The 19618-nt window shown below is 32.4% G+C and carries 21 protein-coding genes; 15 read left to right on the top strand and 6 right to left on the bottom strand.

The genetic code is table 11. The features are described 5' to 3' along the window. The first annotated feature begins 58 nt into the window (after nt 1-58). From RM697_RS07600 to RM697_RS07640, 9 genes are read left to right on the top strand one after another with little or no spacing between them, the layout of a single operon-like run. A complete protein-coding gene (locus tag RM697_RS07600) occupies nt 59-394 on the top strand; it encodes an arsenosugar biosynthesis-associated peroxidase-like protein (RefSeq protein WP_311427268.1) in 336 nt (111 codons plus the stop codon). Between the two features lie 57 nt (nt 395-451). Beyond that, nucleotides 452-1507 carry an arsenosugar biosynthesis radical SAM (seleno)protein ArsS gene (arsS, locus tag RM697_RS07605; protein ID WP_311427269.1) on the top strand — a complete coding sequence of 352 codons (1056 nt, stop codon included), beginning with the start codon at nt 452-454 and terminating at the stop codon, nt 1505-1507. A 33-nt stretch (nt 1508-1540) separates the two neighbouring features. Then, nucleotides 1541-2035: a rhodanese-like domain-containing protein gene (locus RM697_RS07610; RefSeq protein ID WP_311427270.1), complete on the top strand. Its 495-nt coding sequence runs from the start codon at nt 1541-1543 to the stop codon at nt 2033-2035. Then, a complete protein-coding gene (locus tag RM697_RS07615) occupies nt 2028-2639 on the top strand; it encodes a TIGR04282 family arsenosugar biosynthesis glycosyltransferase (protein ID WP_311427271.1) in 612 nt (203 codons plus the stop codon). The genes RM697_RS07610 and RM697_RS07615 overlap by 8 nt, the downstream gene beginning before the upstream one ends. Next, nucleotides 2632-3444, top strand: a complete 813-nt coding sequence (locus tag RM697_RS07620) for a purine-nucleoside phosphorylase (protein WP_311427272.1) — start codon at nt 2632-2634, stop codon at nt 3442-3444. Before RM697_RS07615 ends, RM697_RS07620 begins: the two co-directional genes overlap by 8 nt. A gap of 1 nt (nt 3445) precedes the next feature. Then, nucleotides 3446-4417, top strand: a complete 972-nt coding sequence (gene arsM / locus RM697_RS07625) for an arsenosugar biosynthesis arsenite methyltransferase ArsM (RefSeq protein WP_311427273.1) — start codon at nt 3446-3448, stop codon at nt 4415-4417. Between the two features lie 45 nt (nt 4418-4462). Next, nucleotides 4463-5344, top strand: a complete 882-nt coding sequence (locus RM697_RS07630; protein WP_311427274.1) for a sterol desaturase family protein — start codon at nt 4463-4465, stop codon at nt 5342-5344. After that, on the top strand, nt 5341-6327 hold the full coding sequence (locus RM697_RS07635; RefSeq protein WP_311427275.1) for a DUF547 domain-containing protein: 987 nt from the start codon (nt 5341-5343) through the stop codon (nt 6325-6327). The genes RM697_RS07630 and RM697_RS07635 overlap by 4 nt, the downstream gene beginning before the upstream one ends. After that, nucleotides 6320-7045 carry a TIGR04283 family arsenosugar biosynthesis glycosyltransferase gene (locus tag RM697_RS07640; RefSeq protein ID WP_311427276.1) on the top strand — a complete coding sequence of 242 codons (726 nt, stop codon included), beginning with the start codon at nt 6320-6322 and terminating at the stop codon, nt 7043-7045. Before RM697_RS07635 ends, RM697_RS07640 begins: the two co-directional genes overlap by 8 nt. Before the next feature lie 45 nt (nt 7046-7090). On the opposite strand, the gene RM697_RS07645 is transcribed toward RM697_RS07640, so the two are convergent. The 5 genes from RM697_RS07645 to RM697_RS07665 all read right to left on the bottom strand — a co-directional run bounded on the left by RM697_RS07645 (nt 7091) and on the right by RM697_RS07665 (nt 11728). Further along, nucleotides 7091-7606, bottom strand: a complete 516-nt coding sequence (locus RM697_RS07645) for a hypothetical protein (protein WP_311427277.1) — start codon at nt 7604-7606, stop codon at nt 7091-7093. Nucleotides 7607-7730: 124 nt separating this feature from the next. Beyond that, nucleotides 7731-8993, bottom strand: coding sequence for a POTRA domain-containing protein (locus RM697_RS07650; RefSeq protein WP_311427278.1), 1263 nt, complete (start codon nt 8991-8993; stop codon nt 7731-7733). Nucleotides 8994-9053: 60 nt separating this feature from the next. Beyond that, complete coding sequence (locus tag RM697_RS07655) at nt 9054-10067, bottom strand: glycoside hydrolase family 113 (RefSeq protein WP_311427279.1); 1014 nt, start codon at nt 10065-10067, stop codon at nt 9054-9056. Nucleotides 10068-10101: 34 nt separating this feature from the next. Next, complete coding sequence (locus RM697_RS07660; protein WP_311427280.1) at nt 10102-10995, bottom strand: hypothetical protein; 894 nt, start codon at nt 10993-10995, stop codon at nt 10102-10104. A 25-nt stretch (nt 10996-11020) separates the two neighbouring features. Next, nucleotides 11021-11728, bottom strand: a complete 708-nt coding sequence (locus RM697_RS07665; protein ID WP_311427281.1) for a DUF547 domain-containing protein — start codon at nt 11726-11728, stop codon at nt 11021-11023. A gap of 235 nt (nt 11729-11963) precedes the next feature. Here RM697_RS07665 and RM697_RS07670 point away from each other — a divergent pair, with 235 nt between their 5' ends. Genes RM697_RS07670 through RM697_RS07695 form a run of 6 tightly spaced genes read left to right on the top strand, consistent with a single transcriptional unit; the run spans nt 11964 to nt 19227 of the window. Then, nucleotides 11964-13268, top strand: a complete 1305-nt coding sequence (locus RM697_RS07670) for an NAD(P)/FAD-dependent oxidoreductase (protein ID WP_311427395.1) — start codon at nt 11964-11966, stop codon at nt 13266-13268. Nucleotides 13269-13270: 2 nt separating this feature from the next. After that, nucleotides 13271-14860 (top strand): 4Fe-4S binding protein, encoded by a 1590-nt coding sequence (locus RM697_RS07675; RefSeq protein WP_311427282.1) that lies wholly within the window; start codon nt 13271-13273, stop codon nt 14858-14860. Further along, nucleotides 14860-15618 carry a toxin-antitoxin system YwqK family antitoxin gene (locus RM697_RS07680; protein WP_311427283.1) on the top strand — a complete coding sequence of 253 codons (759 nt, stop codon included), beginning with the start codon at nt 14860-14862 and terminating at the stop codon, nt 15616-15618. The genes RM697_RS07675 and RM697_RS07680 overlap by 1 nt, the downstream gene beginning before the upstream one ends. After that, the gene (locus RM697_RS07685; RefSeq protein WP_311427284.1) at nt 15618-16313 is read left to right on the top strand and encodes a glycosyltransferase family 2 protein; all 696 of its coding nucleotides are present in this window, start codon (nt 15618-15620) and stop codon (nt 16311-16313) included. Before RM697_RS07680 ends, RM697_RS07685 begins: the two co-directional genes overlap by 1 nt. Then, a complete protein-coding gene (locus RM697_RS07690; protein ID WP_311427285.1) occupies nt 16313-17803 on the top strand; it encodes a cellulose synthase family protein in 1491 nt (496 codons plus the stop codon). Before RM697_RS07685 ends, RM697_RS07690 begins: the two co-directional genes overlap by 1 nt. Then, entirely contained in the window at nt 17803-19227 is a 1425-nt protein-coding gene (locus RM697_RS07695) for an MptA/MptB family glycosyltransferase (RefSeq protein ID WP_311427286.1), read from the top strand. Before RM697_RS07690 ends, RM697_RS07695 begins: the two co-directional genes overlap by 1 nt. A 22-nt stretch (nt 19228-19249) precedes the next feature. Here the strand turns inward: RM697_RS07695 and RM697_RS07700 are convergent, their stop codons facing one another. Continuing rightward, the gene (locus RM697_RS07700; RefSeq protein WP_311427287.1) at nt 19250-19558 is read right to left on the bottom strand and encodes a hypothetical protein; all 309 of its coding nucleotides are present in this window, start codon (nt 19556-19558) and stop codon (nt 19250-19252) included. Nucleotides 19559-19618 lie beyond the last annotated feature (60 nt).

The raw sequence follows: 19618 nt of genomic DNA on the forward strand, positions 1-19618 counted from the left end.
TCTAAACCGACATTATATTGTATATTGATTTTTCGTACAAATTTTAATTTTTAGTAGAATGTCTAAAACATATTATGATCCTGCCGACTTAAGAAAATTCGGTAGCATCACAGAATGGAGTGAGGAACTTGGTAATAAATTTTTTGAGTATTACGGTAAAGTATTTGAGGAGGGTAGATTAACAACTCGTGAAAAATCTTTAATTGCATTGGCTGTTGCTCATACAGAACAGTGTCCTTATTGCATAGATGCTTATACCAAAGACGGATTGCAACGCGGTGTAACCAAAGAAGAAATGATGGAAGCCATACATGTTGGAGCAGCTATTAAAAGTGGCGCTACTTTAGTTCATGGTGTCCAAATGATGAATAAGGTTAATAAATTAGATGGCTAAATCCAAAACCATACTTCAACAAATCTCATAAGTTATATTAATTGATTTAACATTTTAATGGCAACAAAGTCCCTAAAAAAACGCGAAAGCGAATTAGCAAATAGTAATCGTCAATTAGAGATTCTATCAAATGGTATTTTTCAGAATGGTGAACTACCCACTTTTAAAACAAAAATAGCAGAAACAAATCAATTTCCGCTGAAAGCCAAAAAACTAGAAGTTCTTCAAATTAATGTTGGCTACATGTGTAACCAAGTATGTGAGCATTGCCATGTTGATGCTGGGCCTGACCGAAAAGAAATAATGACACGTGAGACGATGTCTCAATGTTTAGAAGTCATTAAAAATACTGGAGCACACACTCTAGACTTAACTGGAGGTGCTCCAGAGATGAATCCTGATTTTCGTTGGTTTGTTGAAGAAGCTGCAAAAGCTGGGATTAAAGATTTTATTGTACGTTCAAATCTAACAATCATTAGAGCCAACAAAAAACATTACGATTTACCTGAATTTTTTAAAAAACATAATGTGCATGTTGTGAGTTCTATGCCACATTGGACTCGAGGAAAAACTGATAAACAAAGAGGAGATGGTGTTTTTGATAAATCAATAAAAGCATTACAAGATCTCAATGCAGTTGGTTATGGTATGCCAGAAAGTCCACTAAGATTAGATCTTGTCTATAACCCTTCTGGTGCTTTTTTACCAGGTGATCAAGCCTCGATGGAGAAGGATTTCAAAAAAGCGTTGGTGGAAGATTTTGGCATCCAGTTTCATAATTTGTTTGCCATTACAAACTTACCAATTAGTAGATTTTTAGATTTCCTCATAGCTTCTGAAAATTATGAGGACTATATGTATGCGCTTGTTGAAGCCTACAATCCTGAAGCGGTAAAAAATGTAATGTGCACCAATACGCTTTCCGTAAGTTGGGATGGTTATTTATATGACTGTGATTTTAATCAGATGTTAAACCTTCCTGTAAATAGCAAAGCAAAACATATTGCTGAATATAATGAAGAACTTTTAGAAGGTAGAAATATTGTTATATCACAACATTGTTATGGCTGTACTGCAGGAGCAGGAAGTAGCTGCCAAGGTTCTGTAACTTAGCCTAATTCTTGCGAAGACAAGAATCTAAAAACCATGAAAGAAAAAATTCTATACATATTATTACTCTTTACTTCGATTGGATACGCACAAGAAACCCTTTCAGAATTATTAAAACAATATAACACACAAGCTGTACCTTATATTACAGTTCAGGAATTAGCCATGCCAAAAACTAATGCCATTATTCTTGACGCAAGGGAAGAAGCCGAGTACAATATAAGTCATATTAAAGATGCCCTAAATGTAGGATATGATAGATTTAACATAGAGACTATTATCAATAAAATAAATAATAAAAATGCTGTAATTGTAGTCTACTGTTCTTTAGGAATTAGATCAGAAGACATCGCTGAAAAACTTAAAAAAGTAGGTTACCATAAGGTCTATAATCTGTATGGTGGCATTTTTGAATGGAAGAATGCTGGTTTCAAAGTTTACGATATTAATTCTAAAATAACGGATAATGTACACGCTTTTAGCAAAGAGTGGAGTGTGTGGTTAACCAAGGGGAATAAAGTTTATGAGTAAAAATCTTATTATCATTTTTACACGAAACCCAGAACTAGGTAAAGTAAAAACCCGATTAGCTAAAACTATTGGTGACGAATCTGCTTTAAACATTTATCGCTTTCTATTAGAGCATACCGAAAAAACTGTTAGGAAGATAAACGTAGACAAAGCTATCTACTATTCAGTTGCTATCCATGATAATGATATTTGGGATGCTAATATGTATACAAAATTTAAGCAAGAAGGAATAGATTTAGGACAACGTATGTGTAACGCCTTCAAAAATGCATTCATCGATAATTATAAAAAAGTATTAATAGTTGGTAGTGATTTAATTGATTTACAGCCTAAACATATTGAAGATGCCTTTTTAGCATTAGAAACAAACGATATAGTTATTGGTCCAGCGCAAGATGGAGGTTACTATTTATTGGGTATGAAAATTCTTCATAAAAAACTATTTAAAAATAAGTTTTGGGGAACTCATTCTGTTTTTAAAGACACTATGGAAGATTTAGAAAACGAAACAGTATTTTTGTTAGAGGAATTAAATGACATTGATACATTTGAAGATCTTAAGAACAACCCAACACTAAAAAGCCTCATTTTACAAAATGATTAAATACATAACAGAAACCGTAGACTACTTAAAAGACAAAGGATTTGATGCTCCAGAAATTGGTATTATCCTTGGCACTGGCCTTGGGCAATTAATTAATGACATAGAAATAATCAAGGAGGTGAGCTACAATCACATTCCAAATTTCCCAACAGCTACAGTAGAATTTCATAAAGGCAAATTAATTTATGGCAAATTAGCAGGTAAAAAGATTGTTGTGATGCAAGGTCGATTTCATGTGTATGAAGGGTATTCTTTACAAGACGTCACCTATCCTGTTCGTATTATGGAAAAACTAGGTATAACAACCTTATTGGTTTCTAATGCTGCAGGTGCTATAAATTTAAACTTTAAAAAAGCTGAACTCATGTTAATTGAAGATCACATAAATCTTCAAGGTAGTTCTCCTTTGGCATTTAATGGTGTTGAACAACTAGGCGAACGCTTTACAGATATGAGCGCACCTTATGATGCAGCAATTAATTTGGCATTTAAAAGTATTGCAGCCAAACATAATATTACGTTGCACCAAGGAGTTTATGCAAGTGTTGTTGGCCCTCAGTTAGAAACCAGAGCTGAATATAGAATGCTAAAAATATTAGGCGCAGATGCTGTAGGCATGAGTACTGTTCCTGAAATAATAGTTGCCAATCATCTTAAATTAAAAGTGGCAGCAGTGTCAGTTTTAACAGATGAATGCGACCCAGATAATCTAGAACCTGTTGATATTGGTGATATTATAGGCAATGCTGCTAAAGCAGAACCCAATATGATAACTTTATTTAAAGAATTGATTAAGACCCTATAACATGAGTAATTACTTAGAAACTACGCACGATGTATATAAAGAAGCTGCATTAACTCCAGATATTGGATTATGCTGTACAACAAATCCAATTTGGGAATTACCAGGACTTAAAATACCAAAGATCATGCAAGAAATGAATTATGGTTGTGGTAGTACAGTCCATGCAAGAGATTTAACTAACAATCCCAAAATGCTTTATGTTGGTGTAGGTGGCGGAATGGAACTCTTACAGTTCTCCTATTTTAATCGTCAAAAAGGTGGTGTGATTGGTGTGGATGTTGTTGATGAGATGTTAGATGCTTCGCGTAAAAATTTTAAAATTGCAGAAGCAGAAAACGATTGGTTTAAAAGTGATTTTGTTGTATTAAAAAAAGGTGATGCTATGAATCTTCCTGTTGAAGACAATAGCATTGATGTAGCAGCTCAGAATTGTTTATTCAATATATTTAAGGAAGACGATTTAAAAAAAGCCATTGCAGAGATGTATCGAGTTCTTAAACCTCATGGACGCTTAGTAATGAGTGATCCTACTTGCGAACAACCAATGAATGATGCTTTACGTAATGATGATCGTTTACGCGCGCTGTGTCTCAGTGGTAGCTTACCAATTAAAGACTATGTAAAAATGCTTACAGATGCTGGTTTTGGTACTATAGAAATTAGAGCACGCAAGCCCTATAGAATTTTGGATCCAAAGCATTACGAAACTAAAGAACTTATTTACATAGAATCTATTGAAGTTGCTGCAATAAAAGATCCAATGCCTGCAGATGGACCATGTGTATTTACTGGTAAAGCAGCAATCTATTTTGGTGATGAAGATTACGTTGATGATAAAAACGGTCATATTCTTTTAAAGAATCAGCCATTAGCAATTTGTGATAAAACGGCAGCTGCTTTAGCTTCATTAAATAGAGATGATATTTTTATCAGTGAATCTACTTATCATTATGATGGTGGAGGTTGTTGTTAGACGATGTTCGCTATTAATTTATCTCATTACGGTGAGAATATTACTATGGAGAAATACATAGACATCATTAAAAATTCGTATTCTGGGTATTGGAACTACCTAAAAAATGAAGTATTGCTCCAAAACAACTGGGATAACTATTTTTATGGTCTTATTATAGTTTCCATTGCTGTTTGGCTTCTAGAAATCGCATTTCCTTGGCGAAAAAACCAAGCGGTTTTTAGGAAAGATTTTTGGCTAGACAGTTTCTATATGTTTTTTAACTTTTTTTTGCTAAATCTAATTGTACTTATTGCTTTATCTAATACTGCAGCCGAATTTTTCAACGACATTTTAAGTTCAATAGGTTTAACATTATCAAGCTTTCAATTATTTGATTCTACAGATTTACCAAAGTGGTTAGGCTTAATCATTTTCTTTCTAGTCAATGATTTTGTACAATGGAATACGCATCGATTATTACATCGTGTGCCTTGGCTATGGAATTTCCACAAAGTGCATCACAGTGTAAAAGAAATGGGATTTGCAGCCCATTTACGTTACCATTGGATGGAGCCAGTAGTTTACAACTCTTTACGTTATATTCCTCTAGCAATAATAGCTAATTATAGTGCTCAAGATGTGGCTATTGTTCACTTTTTCGCCCTAGCAATTGGTCATTTAAACCATGCTAATTTAGGTTGGGACTATGGTCCTCTTAAATATGTTTTAAATAATCCAAAAATGCACATTTGGCATCATGCTAAAGCGTTGCCAAAACATGCTCGATATGGTGTTAATTTCGGACTTACGCTTAGTCTTTGGGATTACCTATTCAAAACCAATCATATACCATATGATGGCACCTATATAGAACTCGGTTTTGAAGGTGATGAAAATTTTCCAAAAGATTTTATTAGTCAGGAATTATATCCTTTAAAGAAATGATAAAACAGATTGCAATTGCACTTCTTATAGTTTCAATCTCATCTTGTAATAGTTCAAAAAAAGCTATAGAAAATGAAACTAACGACTTGCTTAAATCTGAAACCAATTTAGATCCTAAACAAGATCCTAAAGGCGGAGCATTTGAACCTAATAGTCCTAGTGAAATCCATGACCTAAAAAATAATGATAGTGAAATTCATGAAATGGTTGAGATCATAGATCATGAGGGAAACACTGTTGCTGAAGTGAGTAGTCATAAAGAAGCTAAAGAAATTATGAAACAAAGAGATTCACTGAATAATGGTATTAACATTAATCAGAATGTTTCTAAACGATTTTATGAAAACCATGAACTTTGGAGTGAATTATTAGAAAAACATGTTTCTAATAAAGGCAAGGTGAATTATATTGGTTTTAAAAGGGATTACAAAGACTTGAAAATCTATATTATGATGCTTAAGATGGGTTATTCTAAAATCGATGAGTATTCAAAAGATAACAAACTCGCCTACTGGATCAATGCTTACAATGCACTTACCATAGATCTAATCCTTAGAAATTATCCTGTTAGTAGTATAAAAGATATTAAAGATCCTTGGAAACAGCGCCTTTGGAAATTTGGAGACAAGTGGTTAAACTTAGATGATATAGAACATAAAATTATCCGTAAAATGGGAGAACCAAGAATACATTTTGCCTTAGTTTGTGCTGCAGTATCTTGTCCTAAATTGTACAACAAAGCATTTACTGCTGCAACTCTAGATGAAGATTTAACTAAACTTACCAAGGAATTCTTAGCAGATACTTCAAAAAATAATATCGCTAAAGACGAACTTAAGCTTTCTAAAATTTTTAGCTGGTTTGCTAAAGATTTTAAAGAGAATGGTAGCTTAATTGATTTCTTAAACAACTACACTGATATTAAAATTTCAAGTAAAGCTAAAAAGCGTTTCAATAGTTATAATTGGGATTTGAATGAATAAAATTTCAATTATTATCCCAATCCTTAATGAAGTTGACTACATTAGCAAACTCCTTGAGCAGCTCATTATAAATTCCTCACCTGTAAACATAGCCGAAATTATAGTTGTTGATGGTGGTAGCACTGATGGTTCTCTAAATAGTGTTAGAGCCTTAAGGTTTTTAAAACCTGAAGGGTCTGTTAAAATATTTTCATCGGAAAAAGGTAGAGCCAAACAAATGAACTTAGGAGCTTCAAAAGCCTCAGGTAATATTTTATACTTTCTACATGCAGATTCACTTCCACCACAAAACTTTGATCAATTGATCATTAATGAAATTAATAAAGGGAATCTCGCTGGTTGCTTTCGTATGCAATTTGATAGCAACCATTGGTGGTTACGATTAGCGAGTTGGCTCACTCAATTTTCATGGCGCGCTTGTCGTGGCGGTGATCAGAGTCAGTTTATTACAAAAGGGTTATTTGAAAATATAGGCGGCTACGATGAAAATTATATTATATATGAAGACAACATTTTAATCAATGAACTCTATAAACGAAAGCAATTTGTGGTTATTAATAAAAAAATTAGAACCTCAGCTAGACTTTACAAAAAAGTAGGCATTTGGAAACTTCAGTATCACTTTTGGAGTATTTATGTTAAAAAATGGTTAGGAGCTTCTGCTGAAGAACTTCACAATTATTACAAGAACTATATTAGTTCTAAAAATATAGTATAAAAAAAGCCACCAAAAGGTGGCTTTTTTAAGTTGTATAATAGTTGATTATTGTTTTACCATTCTATATTCAAATTGTCCTGTTTCAGTGAAATCACCAAAGGTTTCAGAGTAATTACCAGTAAAGTAAAGGTTAGTACCATCAAATAAAGTTACATCTACAATTCCTCCATCTAAATTTATTGTCCTACTTGTATTATCAACTGAATAAGTTCCCGACTCATCAAGCATAACAATCTCTTCATTAGTTTCTGGAGCCTGACCAGTTACAGTCACTGTATAAACCTCTACATAACTTCCCATTAAAGAATATGTCCCATCTGCATTGAAAGTTACTATGGCATTTGTAAAAGTCTCGCCAAAATACGTATCAGATTCTGTAACTACAATACTACCATCTGTTGCTTGAACGGTTGTTTCTGATGATCCTTGATAAAATGTAATCGCAAAAGAACCTGCAAGATTCTCATTTGTCAACTCAACAGAAGCAGGTCCATCATCACTACTACAAGCAGATAATGTTGCAATAGTTATAGTAAATAAAAAGAATTTAAAAATTTTCATGTTGTTAGATTTGAATTTAACCGCAAATATATAAAAACGAAGTAATTACAGATTAATTATATTTAAATAATGTTAGTCTTTAAAAACATTACTATAAACCTGTATATTAGTTGTTTAGAACAATTTAAAAATACTGACCAATCCCAAAAACAAAACCATTAGTAGCATTATTAGTAATACCATAACCATAGTCTATTCTAAAAATGGCATTAAAGATTTTTTTATGAATAAAACGTAGCCCAACTCCTGGATAAACTCTCAAATTTTGACTTTTCCCAAAATCACCCAACTCTCCTCCTGGATTTCTCCAACTTCCTGCATCTATAAAGGCGTTGCCTTGCAATACAAACCAGTTTTTTTCGTATAGCGTATGCCTATATTCTGTATTTAAAACAATAACTCCTGTTCCTCTATCTATGGTGTTACCAACACCTCTAATATTTAAATTATTATCTACAGAAAAAGGTGCAAAAGGTGTATCGTCATTACTAGATAAGCCTAAACGTAAACGATTAGCCCAATTGCCTTTAGTGCCAACACGTTTAAAATATTGAAAATCATTCCAGCCAATTAAAAAATCTGGTAATTGAGCATCGTTGGTAGAATGTACGTATTGAAAATTAAATATACTTCTAAAACCTTCAACATATTGGTAATCGTAATTAAGATTATTATGCTCATATATAAGCTTGTAAAGCATTTTTTTTACTCTTAAAGCTTGAGGTATATTAGGATTGGTGGCTCCAAATTTATATTCATAATCCTCTGTAAAAAAGTTAAGGCCAAATTCTATACGATTTGTAAAATTGAATTGATATAATCCAAGTACTTCAAAAGATTCATTATTGTATTTATAATCTGCAGTGGTATTATCAAAAAAAACGGGTTCTTGTGTGGTTAAATCTTGATAGTTTACTGCTAGTCCAATTCGCTTAGAAAACAAAAATGGTGCTCTAAAATTTATAGCATAAGAGCTGTAAATATCCTTCTGATAGAACCCTCCAAAAGTCATATTCTGACCAAATAAATTAAACTCATATAATCCTAAACGATAGGCAAATTCTTCATCATTGGTGGTATAAACATTTGCTGATGGAATTATAGTAAAATTCTCTTCAATATTATAGAATACATTAAACTCATTAGGTTCTTCTGCAGGAAACACTTGATAATACGCATGTGCTATGGAAGGTAAGCGCTTTAGTAATTTAATATCAGCTTCAATTATTGTAGAGTCTAATGCAACTCCAGGTTTAATGCTAGACACTTTTTTAACAAAAGAAGATTTAAGCTTTTTATTGCCTTGTACTATAAGATCTGCAACTTTATTATCTTGAGAATAAGAGAAGCCACTGAATAGTAAAAAAGCTACTAATAAACGTTTCATAAGTTGGTGATTATTAACCTTTGTCGTTAACAACAACTAACCTTACTAAAATTCAGTAATTTAATCTTCTATTTTGTAGTAAGCTTTTATAATCTCCTCAACAGGCTTATTTTGTGGTGTAAATTGATTGTCTTCTTTTCCTCCAGCACGCTCATGAAAGGTAAACCATTTCCAAATAAATCCACCAGCAAACCACTCTTCGTTCCAAAAGGTTTCATAAAGTGCTCTTGTAGCATTGACTTGAGCTTGCAAATTCACCTGATTCATACTACGATCATAAACCCAAGGTTCTCTAGCACTATAATCAACACTTCTGTAGCCATACTCTGTAAATAAAATTGGCTTTTGATATTGTTCTGATAAACCTTTAATGATAGGTTTATGTACTTTCCATCCTTCTATGCAAGTCTCTACAGTTGGTGTTTTTTCATCACTAACTGGGAAATAAGCATCTACTCCAATATAATCTAATTGATCCCAAAAAGGTGTGCGCTTAAATTCGTCCCAATTAGCAGCATAGGTTAATTTACCTTTATACTGTGTTCTAATCTTACGTATTAAATCTGTCCAATACTCTGGTCTATGCTTGATAAACAATTCGAGTTCTGTACCTATACATAACATTTCCGCATTTATCTCTTCTGCAAGTTCTACAAATGTTAAAATAAAATTAGAGTAGGATTCTTCTAAAGCCTTCCAATTAGCCTCAGAAGTCATTTTAATATTTCCTGTAAAATCACCTCTACCAACCCAAATCTGAGGCTTTATCATCACTTTAATTTGATACTTTCTCAGCTCCTCAATATACTGTTTTACACCTTCTACTCTCTCTCCAAACCACTGCCTATCTGAATTAAACATAATCTCTGAATGGTCTAGACTTTTTATATATGCAAAAGGCATAATAGCAGCATAATTGGCATTCGCATTAACAATAGGTTGGACTTCAGAACTATCCGTTGCTCCTCCTGCTGCAACAAAACTGACACCATTAATCTTTATTTCATCTTGACCATTACAAGCTGATAGCGTTAAAAACAAATACCCTATTAATAAGCACTTAAGAATTCGCATAAGAATCTAGTTAAGTGCCTAAATTATATAAATCTTAGAACAATGCTCTTAAACCTATATTAAAAGTTTCACCTAAACCTGTATTATTACCTCTTACAAAGTTGGTATACAAGGCTTCAATATTTAACACCTTAGTGAGCTGATATTTTAAACCTCCACCAAGAGCTGTGAAATCTTGCTCAAAATTATTACCTGTATCAATTCGTTGTTGGTGTTGCAATAAACCTAGAACGGTAAATTTTTGGCTTGGAAAATAACTTAAGAAAACACCTGGAGTTAATAAAAGACTGTTATTAGCAAAACTATCTTCTTTTTTTCCAAAATTATATTCTGTATTTAATTCTGTAAATAGTTGCCAATCACCACTTGGAAATGTATAATCGTAGAAAAATCTATTCTGAAAAATAAACCCCTTTTGGTCTAAAAAAACACCATTGTTATTATTTACTGGCAAAAAATCTTCTGACTCATTATCTACTAATGGAATATGAAATGCAGTCTGAATGGTAAAATTACCAACGTCTTTGATAGGATTGAACTTCACAGCTGGTGCAAAAGAAGTAAACCCAGAACGTGCTGTTCCTCTTTCACCATCAAATGAAAATACATCTAATGCATTTCTATCAGCAACAACATTAGATCTAAACTCTAGAAGCAAGCCAATATTAAATCTACTAGTCTCAGAAATACCAGTAAAAATATCTATAGTTGATGTAAAAAATGTTTGCCTTGCTTCTTTACCACTACTAAATGTACTTTCAGTTTGTGTGTAAAGGTTGTTAAACCATTTAATATCCCACTGTCCTTTATTTAATAATTTTGAAGGTGTGTATTCTTGTATGACGCTTTTCTGAGAATCTTCACCGTCTTGAGAAAATCCTAAATATGAAGTCATTACTAATAGTAATAGCAAACTAATCTTTTTCATTTGTAAATTGTTTTTTTGGTTATTGTTATTGCTTGTTTAAGTTCCAATTATAGGAGAAATAAGACAGCTTAAAATCCGTAGGTATTTTTTCTTCTCTATAGGTATTAATAAAATCTATTTCAGATCCATTCTGAACAAAATCTTCTTTATACCATTTTAATATTTCTGAACCTGAAACACGTTTCCTTTTGGTATTAACTTTTATAAAATCTCCATTTAAAGCAAGCTTTGTTTGTGTATCTAATTGATCATTCAAAGTACTAGGCAAGTAGGCATTATTTATTAAAGGAGGACATCCAACAGCACCACAAACCAACACAAAGTGGAAGCGAGGATCACTAAATTTAGCGCGTAATAGTTTATTTTCTATATCATTTAAGGTGACAGATTTATCACCAATATTGTATTTGGTTTTGTCAAAAAATCCTGTCTTATCTAGTGGTGATTTTATAGGATAATGATCTACAATGCCTTTAATGACAAAAATATTATAGGCATTAATCCAAAAGGCTTGGTATTTTTTTGGACTACTTTCAGAAACCTTTATGCTTTTTGCAAATACAATTAATTCATCTAATTCAGATGTATTCTCGTAAATTTTTGAATAGGCAACTTTTCCATCAGTGACATGTTGCTTTAAAAAAGCATCTGTTTTTTTTAAAAACATATCTAAGTCCTGTGCTAAAACATTAAAGGATACTAAAAGTATTAATGCGGTTATTATTGTTCTCATAATTCCTAATTTAGAATTGATACTGCAAATAAATGACCCTTCTGTCGTTTAATATGTTAGTTAACTTACATTGTATATAAAAGTTTTTTAGCGTCTTCATTATGCCTAAAACCTTTCAAGCACTAATTAATTTAAATCTATTCTAAATTGAAATCCTATCTTTAAGTTCTTATCTTTAGTTGCGACATAATGCATATCAACTAACAAAAAACACCCGATGATTTGGGTAATACATATGGAACACATTGTTATTATTGGTAATGGAATTTCTGGTGTTACTGCAGCAAGACACATTAGAAAATTATCTGATAAAAAAATTACCATCATTTCTGCTGAGACGGATCATTTTTTCTCTCGTACTGCTCTTATGTATGTTTATATGGGACATATGAAATTTGAACATACACAACCTTATGAAAACTGGTTTTGGAAAAAAAACAGAATCGAATTACTTAATGCTTACGTAGAACATATAGATACAGACAATAAAACTCTAAATCTCTCTGGAGGCAATACTTTAAACTATGATAAACTTATAATAGCGACTGGAAGTAAGCCCAATAAATTTGGATGGCCAGGACAAGATTTAGATGGTGTTATGGGACTATATCACAAGCAAGATCTAGAAAATCTTGAACATTATGCACCCAATAATAACGTATGTAAACGTGCAGTCATTGTTGGTGGTGGATTAATAGGTATTGAATTAGCAGAAATGCTTAACTCTAGGAATATTCCTGTTACTTTTTTAGTAAGAGAGAGCAGTTTTTGGAATGGTGTTTTACCAGAAGGTGAAAGCGCCATGATTAATAGACACATTAAAAACCATCATATCGATTTACGTTTATCTACTAATCTAAAAGAAATTAAAGCCGATGAAAACGGCAAAGTAAAGTCTGTTATTATTGAGGAAACTGGTGAAGAACTACTTTGTGATGTAGTTGGATTAACCGCAGGTGTATCGCCGAATATTGATTTCATTAAAGATTCAGAAATTGAAACTGGTCGAGGCGTCAAGGTAAATCGTTACTTGGAAACAAATATCCCTGATGTTTATGCTATTGGTGATTGTGCTGAGCAACATGAAGCTATAGGAAATAGACGTCCAATTGAAGCAGTTTGGTATACAGGACGAATGATGGGAGAAACCTTAGCACAAACCATTTGTGGTAATCGCATTCAATACAAACCAGGTCATTGGTTTAATTCTGCAAAGTTTTTAGATATTGAATATCAAACTTACGGTTGGGTTTTTGGACGAAAAGGCAGACCAGATTATGAAACTCATTTTCATTGGAAACATAATGATGATACTAAATGTGTAACGATTGCTTATCATAAAAACACAAAAGAATTTCTAGGCATTAACACCTTTGGAATAAGAATGCGCCATGAGACTTTTGATAAATGGCTAACCGAAAAGAGAGATGTGGATTATGTGATAAATAATCTATCCGAAGCTAATTTCGATCCTGAACTTTATAAACATTTTGAAAACGCTATTCTAAACGCATACACTAATCAATTACAAACCGCTTAATTATGAGTAACAAATTAAATCATAGTATGTCTTTAGCAAAACCAGATGCTCAAGATTTATCAACTAAGCAAAAAATTGCTATTGGTTTAGGAACGTTAGGGTTATTTATCTTAACGCTAGCATTATTCAATACTGATTTTACTAATAAAGGAATTTTCTTAACATTAGCGTTAGGCTTAATCACAACAGGAACAGTTATTTATGCAAACAATGCTTATTTAACAAAGCTTGAAGGCATTAAAAATGATGGTGTTTGGTTTAAATCTATCTCGTCTCGAGGCACTTTAGGTTGGATTACAGGTGTTTTACTTACAGCATTTTATATTGTACTGTATTTCTATCCTCATCTATTAGGTCTTGGTTCAGAAGGGCTAGCAAATACTGGCTTAATAAGTCTTTTCGACCCTTTAAGTCAATTACTTAGTGGGCGTAATGCGAGCCAATGGTTTGTTTATGGTTCGCTATACACTGTTGCTATTTTAGCTTTTGGTTATAAATTCATTTTAAAGTATAGACACAACCGTTATCAACAAGTTAGAACTGTATCAGTAATGTTCTTTCAATTGGCATTTGCCTTTTTAATACCTGAGTTTATGTATCGCCTTAACTCTGGTTTACCTTACTATGATTTAAAAAGCATTTGGCCTCTTAACTATTATATTTTTGATGAGTGGTCTGTTAATGGTTTCTTATCTAATGGAAATATTGGTTTAGCTTTAATACTATTTGGTATTGCATCTATATTTATTTTAACACCTATACTAACCTATAAATTCGGAAAACGTTGGTATTGCTCTTGGGTTTGTGGTTGTGGTGGATTAGCAGAAACAGCAGGTGATTCTTTTAGACAACTATCGTCTAAAAAGCAGTCGGCTTGGAAATTAGAACGCTGGTTAATTCATACTGTTTTGGTATTCTCAGTAGTTATGACAATAGCTATGGTATACACCTATTTAGGTTATGACAAAAATGATTTTTGGCTAACAAGAGATCTATTTATTTGGTCAACTATAGGTTTTTTATCCCTTGTATTCAGTCTAGTTATGCTTTTTAAAAGAAAAGAACTAGGTAAAGATGCAAGATATGGTGCCATTGGCTTCTTTGCCGTAATAGCATTATTATTAATACTTCATTTTACAGGTACCACTAACGAAGTCTTTTTTATTAAAAGTGGTTCATTACGTTCAGCATATGGTTTTTACATTGGTTCTATATTTTCAGGCGTTATTGGCACAGGGTTTTATCCAATTTTAGGAAGTAGAGCTTGGTGTCGATTTGGCTGTCCTATGGCAGCTATTTTAGGATTTCAACAACGTTTGTTTTCAAAATTCAGAATCACTACAAATGGCGGACAATGCATATCCTGCGGAAATTGCTCCACCTATTGTGAAATGGGAATTGATGTTAGAGCCTATGCTCAAAAAGGTGAAAACATTGTGCGCTCTAGTTGTGTTGGATGTGGTATTTGTTCTGCTGTTTGCCCAAGAGGTGTATTAAAATTAGAGAATGATCGTATGGATGATCGTATTAATCCGACAGAAGTGCTGTTAGGAAACGATGTTGACCTAATGGAACTTGTAAATAAAAAATAATGCGATTCATAATTCTTTTAGTTTTAGCTTCAACATTTGCCTTTGGTCAAAAACAATATCAAAAAAATACAGATCAAAATGGCAATCTCCAATCCGAAGGTTGGTTAGAAAATAACGAAAAGATTGATTATTGGAAATTCTATCATAGTAATGGAACATTATCAAGTGAAGGTCATTTTAAAGCCAATAAAAAGGATGGATTTTGGAGTTTTTATGATGATAAAGGTCAATTAATTAAAGAAGGCCATTTTAATAATGACAGTAAAATTGACTTCTGGAAAATCTACGAAAATGCACAATTAATTGAAGAAGGATACTATCACAATAATCAAAAATCTGGACATTGGAACTTCTATTATGTTAATTCTAAACTAGAAAAAGAAGGCGATTTCAAAAATGATAAAGCAATAGGATACTGGAAATTTTACTACAAAAATGGACAATTAGAAAAAGAAGGTAAATTTAAACTAGGAAAATTCACTAGCTATTGGCAATTTTACAGTTCCGATGGTAAAAAGGTATCAGAAGGTCATTTTAAAGACGGTAAAAAACAAAACTGGTGGTTATTTTATGACGCTAATGAAAAAATTAATCATAAGTGCCAACTTAGCAACAATAAAAAAAATGGTTTCTGTTTAATGTATACTGATGAAAAGCTAACTTCTGCCGTAAAGTATAGCAACGGAAAACGAATTAAAGAATGGACAGATTTAAAATCTTTCAAACGCGATAATAAATTATCTGATTTAAGAAGTTAATGACCAGAATTGTAGTCATAATTCCTGCTTATAACGAAGAAGAATCGATTTCTCTTGTTATAAAAGATATTCCTAAAATAGTAAATGAGGTAGTTGTAGTGAGTAATAACTCCATTGATAACACCGAAGAAAATGCTAGAAAAGCAGGAGCGACTGTTTTATTAGAACACCAAAAAGGCTATGGCTATGCTTGTTTAAAAGGCATGGAATACATTGCTAGTTTTGACTATACAGAAAGACCAGATATCATAGTATTTTTAGATGGAGATTATAGCGATTATCCTGAAGAGCTAACCAAAATCGTTAAGCCTATTATTGAGGACAATATTGATTTTGTCGTTGGGGCAAGAACTAAAGATCTCAGAGAACAAGGCTCTATGACACCTCAGCAAGTCTTCGGCAACTGGTTAGCAACGTTCTTAATGCGATTATTTTTTAAGTCAACCTTCACTGATCTAGGGCCTTTTAGAGCAATTAAATATGACAAGCTCTTAGATTTAAAAATGGAAGATAAAACCTATGGCTGGACAGTAGAAATGCAATTAAAAGCGTTAAAACAAAAACTGAGTTATAGAGAAATCCCTGTTAACTACAGAAACAGAATTGGTGTCTCAAAAGTTTCAGGAACCGTAAAAGGTTCTATCTTTGCAGGCGTAAAAATTCTTGGTTGGATTTTTAAATACAGTTTTAAGTAATGATTCTGGAAACAGTAATTTTAGTTATATACACCTTAGCTATTGTACTCATTTTTATGTACTCTTTAGCGCAGCTTAACTTACTGTTTAATTACTTATCGTCGCATAAAAAACAAAAGGATTCGCCAAAATTTGATTTAACAAAGTCTGACGAAACACCTTATGTAACTATTCAACTACCTGTGTTCAATGAACTCTATGTTATGGAGCGTTTGTTGGATAACATTGCTGAACTAGAATATCCTGAAGGAAAACTAGAAATACAAGTCTTAGATGACTCAACAGATGAAACTGTTGAAACCACTGCTACACACATTGCCCAACTGCAGGCCAGAGGTTTAGACATTAAGCATATTACCCGAACTAATCGTCAAGGCTTTAAAGCTGGTGCTTTAAAAGAAGGTTTGGAAGTTGCAAAAGGTGAATTTATTGCAATTTTTGATGCTGACTTTTTACCACAAAAAGACTGGCTAAAACGCACCATCCCTTTTTTTAAAGATAATGAGATTGGCGTTGTACAAACACGATGGGGACATATTAATAGAAATTATTCTTTACTAACAAAAATACAAGCCTTTGCTTTAGATGCGCATTTTACCTTAGAGCAAGTAGGACGAAACAGTAAAGGACATTTTATAAACTTTAACGGAACAGCTGGTATTTGGCGTAAAGACTGTATTATTGATGCAGGAAACTGGGAAGGCGATACACTCACAGAAGATTTAGACTTAAGTTATAGAGCGCAATTAAAAAACTGGAAATTCAAATATCTAGAAGATGTAGAAACACCTGCTGAATTACCTGTTGTAATCAGCGCAGCTCGTTCTCAACAGTTCCGATGGAATAAAGGTGGTGCTGAAAATTTTAGAAAAATGCTTTGGCGTATTATTAAGTCTAAAAACATTTCTGTGAAAACAAAAATTCATGGCATGCTTCATTTACTCAATAGTTCTATGTTTTTAAGTGTGTTTGTGGTTGCTGTTTTAAGTATTCCTATGCTATATATAAAAAACGAATATGCACATTTGCGCTATTACTTTTATATTATGAGCTTTTTTGTAGTAAGTACCGTAATTTTCTTTATTTGCTATTGGTTTATGTATAAACGAACCTATGGAGATGGTTTTAAAAATTTCTTTGGCTATATAGGTATGTTTTTTACATTTTTCTCCATAGCTATGGGCTTTTCATTGCACAACTCAATAGCAGTTTTAGAAGGTCATATTGGTAAACGTAGTGAATTTGTTCGTACACCAAAATTTAATATAAAATCCTTAAAAGATTCTTGGAAAGGCAATAAATACTTAAGAAAGAAGCTATCACTAAATGTTATTATTGAAGGTGCATTAATGCTTTATTTTGCCTTTGGTTTGTACAGCGCTTTTGTTGTTGGTGACCAAGGTGGTGATTTTGGATTATTCCCGTTTCATCTTATGCTATTTCTAGGATTTGGATATGTGTTTTTTAAATCCTTATCCTCGAAAGTATAATGCTTTTTTGGAAGCTTCATAAAGCACCTCTCCTACTTACTTTTGTTAGTCTATTCTTATATTTTTTATTTGCTTATGATTTAGAACGCATTCAGTATGAAAAATTGCTACTGCTTTACTCAGCACTATTTGGGTTGTTTGTTGTTTTACTTCGTTATACCAAAACAAATTTTAGGCTTCTTGTTAGTATTGCAATTCTAACAAGGTTAGTTTTTTTGATAGCTATTCCCAATCTATCTCAAGATTTTTATCGCTTTATTTGGGATGGTAGAATGCTTTTGGAAGGATTTAACCCATACCTCTACACACCAGAGTCTTTCATTACCAAAAATGAATTCCCTATATCACAAGCTAAGGAGTTATACAATGCTATGGGACAACTCAATGGCAGTCATTTTACCAATTATCCTCCAATAAAGCAGTTGTGTTTTGCTATTGCTGCATTAATTTCTGGTAAGAGTATTTTAGGGTCTGCTATTGTATTACGAGTTATAATTATTGTTGCAGATATTGGTACACTTTATTTTGGTAAAAAACTACTAGAAAAATTAAACCTACCAATAAAAAACATCTTTTGGTATATCCTAAATCCTTTCATTATTATTGAACTTACAGGAAATCTACATTTTGAAGGTGTGATGTTGTTCTTTTTAGTCTGGAGTATGTACTTATTGTATTCTAAGAAATGGAAATGGGCTGCCGCTGTCTTTGCTTGTTCTATTTCAGTTAAGCTTATTCCTTTAATGTTTTTACCATTGTTTTATAAATGGTTTATGAAAAGACCTCTCGACTGCGCTCGAGGCGACAATCAAATAATAAAGATTAAAGAATTGTCAGGTCGAGCGGAGTCGAGACCTAATAATTTTACTAAATTATTTTGGTTTTACTCCATAGTTGGCATAACCACACTCTCATTTTTCCTTCCTTTTTTTAATTCAGAATTTATTAATAACTATACAAAAACGGTTGGCCTTTGGTTTAATAACTTTGAATTTAATGCGAGTATTTACTACATAGCAAGAGCTATAGGTTATGCCATTACTGGTTATAATGAAATTGCAATTATTGGAAAAATCCTACCTGTTTTAGTAGTAACCTATATTTTAGTCTTGACCTTCAAGAAAAATAAAGGTGAGGCTAATACTCTTGTAACTTATATGCTATTATCGATAACGATTTATCTCTTTTTTAGCACCACAGTTCATCCATGGTATATAGCAACACCATTGTTACTCAGTATATTTACAAACTATAAATTCCCTGTTGTTTGGAGTTTTATAATTATACTTAGTTACCTCGCTTATATAAACATTAATACCATGGACAAATCTGAAAACCTCTGGATTATTTCTGTAGAATATATCGTGATATTTACAGCCTTTTTTTGGGAGGTAATACTAAGAAAAAAACTACCTCTTGAGTAGCTGTTTATTTTTAAAACAAGTTTTAATCATCATCTGGTAGATCAGAAACTTCAGGGTCTTTAACTGCAATAGGATCATCATCATCAAAATCTTCATAATCATCCTCATCGTAGTTTTCCATTGTAGTCTCTAATTTTGTGCTTACTTTAACCAAATACTTGGTATCTTCTGTAGATACCTCAACAGCTTCAATTAACTCGTTTTTTGCGTTTCTAAAGGTAATAATATGATCGTCGTCATAGCCATCTGGATATTTTTCTACAAGCATGGCTAAAATTTCTGGTGTTAACTTTTTAAAATCAACAATAACTCGCTTCTTATTATCTTTCATAGTGTTAGTAGGTTATATTAATAGCATAACTAAAGTACAAACAAAAACATTACAAAGACA

The organism is Microcosmobacter mediterraneus (genome assembly GCF_031846265.1).
GTDB lineage: Bacteria > Bacteroidota > Bacteroidia > Flavobacteriales > Flavobacteriaceae > Microcosmobacter > Microcosmobacter mediterraneus.

What these genes read in the sequence shown, in the direction of transcription:
- RM697_RS07660 (WP_311427280.1), bottom strand. Translation starts at nt 10,995, where the DNA reads ATGAAAAAGATTAGTTTGCTATTACTATTAGTAATGACTTCATATTTA.
- RM697_RS07645 (WP_311427277.1), bottom strand. Translation starts at nt 7,606, where the DNA reads ATGAAAATTTTTAAATTCTTTTTATTTACTATAACTATTGCAACATTA.
- arsS (WP_311427269.1), top strand. Translation starts at nt 452, where the DNA reads ATGGCAACAAAGTCCCTAAAAAAACGCGAAAGCGAATTAGCAAATAGT.
- RM697_RS07640 (WP_311427276.1), top strand. Translation starts at nt 6,320, where the DNA reads ATGAATAAAATTTCAATTATTATCCCAATCCTTAATGAAGTTGACTAC.
- RM697_RS07635 (WP_311427275.1), top strand. Translation starts at nt 5,341, where the DNA reads ATGATAAAACAGATTGCAATTGCACTTCTTATAGTTTCAATCTCATCT.
- RM697_RS07670 (WP_311427395.1), top strand. Translation starts at nt 11,964, where the DNA reads ATGGAACACATTGTTATTATTGGTAATGGAATTTCTGGTGTTACTGCA.
- RM697_RS07620 (WP_311427272.1), top strand. Translation starts at nt 2,632, where the DNA reads ATGATTAAATACATAACAGAAACCGTAGACTACTTAAAAGACAAAGGA.
- RM697_RS07685 (WP_311427284.1), top strand. Translation starts at nt 15,618, where the DNA reads ATGACCAGAATTGTAGTCATAATTCCTGCTTATAACGAAGAAGAATCG.
- RM697_RS07700 (WP_311427287.1), bottom strand. Translation starts at nt 19,558, where the DNA reads ATGAAAGATAATAAGAAGCGAGTTATTGTTGATTTTAAAAAGTTAACA.
- RM697_RS07675 (WP_311427282.1), top strand. Translation starts at nt 13,271, where the DNA reads ATGAGTAACAAATTAAATCATAGTATGTCTTTAGCAAAACCAGATGCT.
- RM697_RS07610 (WP_311427270.1), top strand. Translation starts at nt 1,541, where the DNA reads ATGAAAGAAAAAATTCTATACATATTATTACTCTTTACTTCGATTGGA.
- RM697_RS07655 (WP_311427279.1), bottom strand. Translation starts at nt 10,067, where the DNA reads ATGCGAATTCTTAAGTGCTTATTAATAGGGTATTTGTTTTTAACGCTA.
- RM697_RS07665 (WP_311427281.1), bottom strand. Translation starts at nt 11,728, where the DNA reads ATGAGAACAATAATAACCGCATTAATACTTTTAGTATCCTTTAATGTT.
- RM697_RS07650 (WP_311427278.1), bottom strand. Translation starts at nt 8,993, where the DNA reads ATGAAACGTTTATTAGTAGCTTTTTTACTATTCAGTGGCTTCTCTTAT.
- arsM (WP_311427273.1), top strand. Translation starts at nt 3,446, where the DNA reads ATGAGTAATTACTTAGAAACTACGCACGATGTATATAAAGAAGCTGCA.
- RM697_RS07695 (WP_311427286.1), top strand. Translation starts at nt 17,803, where the DNA reads ATGCTTTTTTGGAAGCTTCATAAAGCACCTCTCCTACTTACTTTTGTT.
- RM697_RS07680 (WP_311427283.1), top strand. Translation starts at nt 14,860, where the DNA reads ATGCGATTCATAATTCTTTTAGTTTTAGCTTCAACATTTGCCTTTGGT.
- RM697_RS07600 (WP_311427268.1), top strand. Translation starts at nt 59, where the DNA reads ATGTCTAAAACATATTATGATCCTGCCGACTTAAGAAAATTCGGTAGC.
- RM697_RS07690 (WP_311427285.1), top strand. Translation starts at nt 16,313, where the DNA reads ATGATTCTGGAAACAGTAATTTTAGTTATATACACCTTAGCTATTGTA.
- RM697_RS07615 (WP_311427271.1), top strand. Translation starts at nt 2,028, where the DNA reads ATGAGTAAAAATCTTATTATCATTTTTACACGAAACCCAGAACTAGGT.
- RM697_RS07630 (WP_311427274.1), top strand. Translation starts at nt 4,463, where the DNA reads ATGGAGAAATACATAGACATCATTAAAAATTCGTATTCTGGGTATTGG.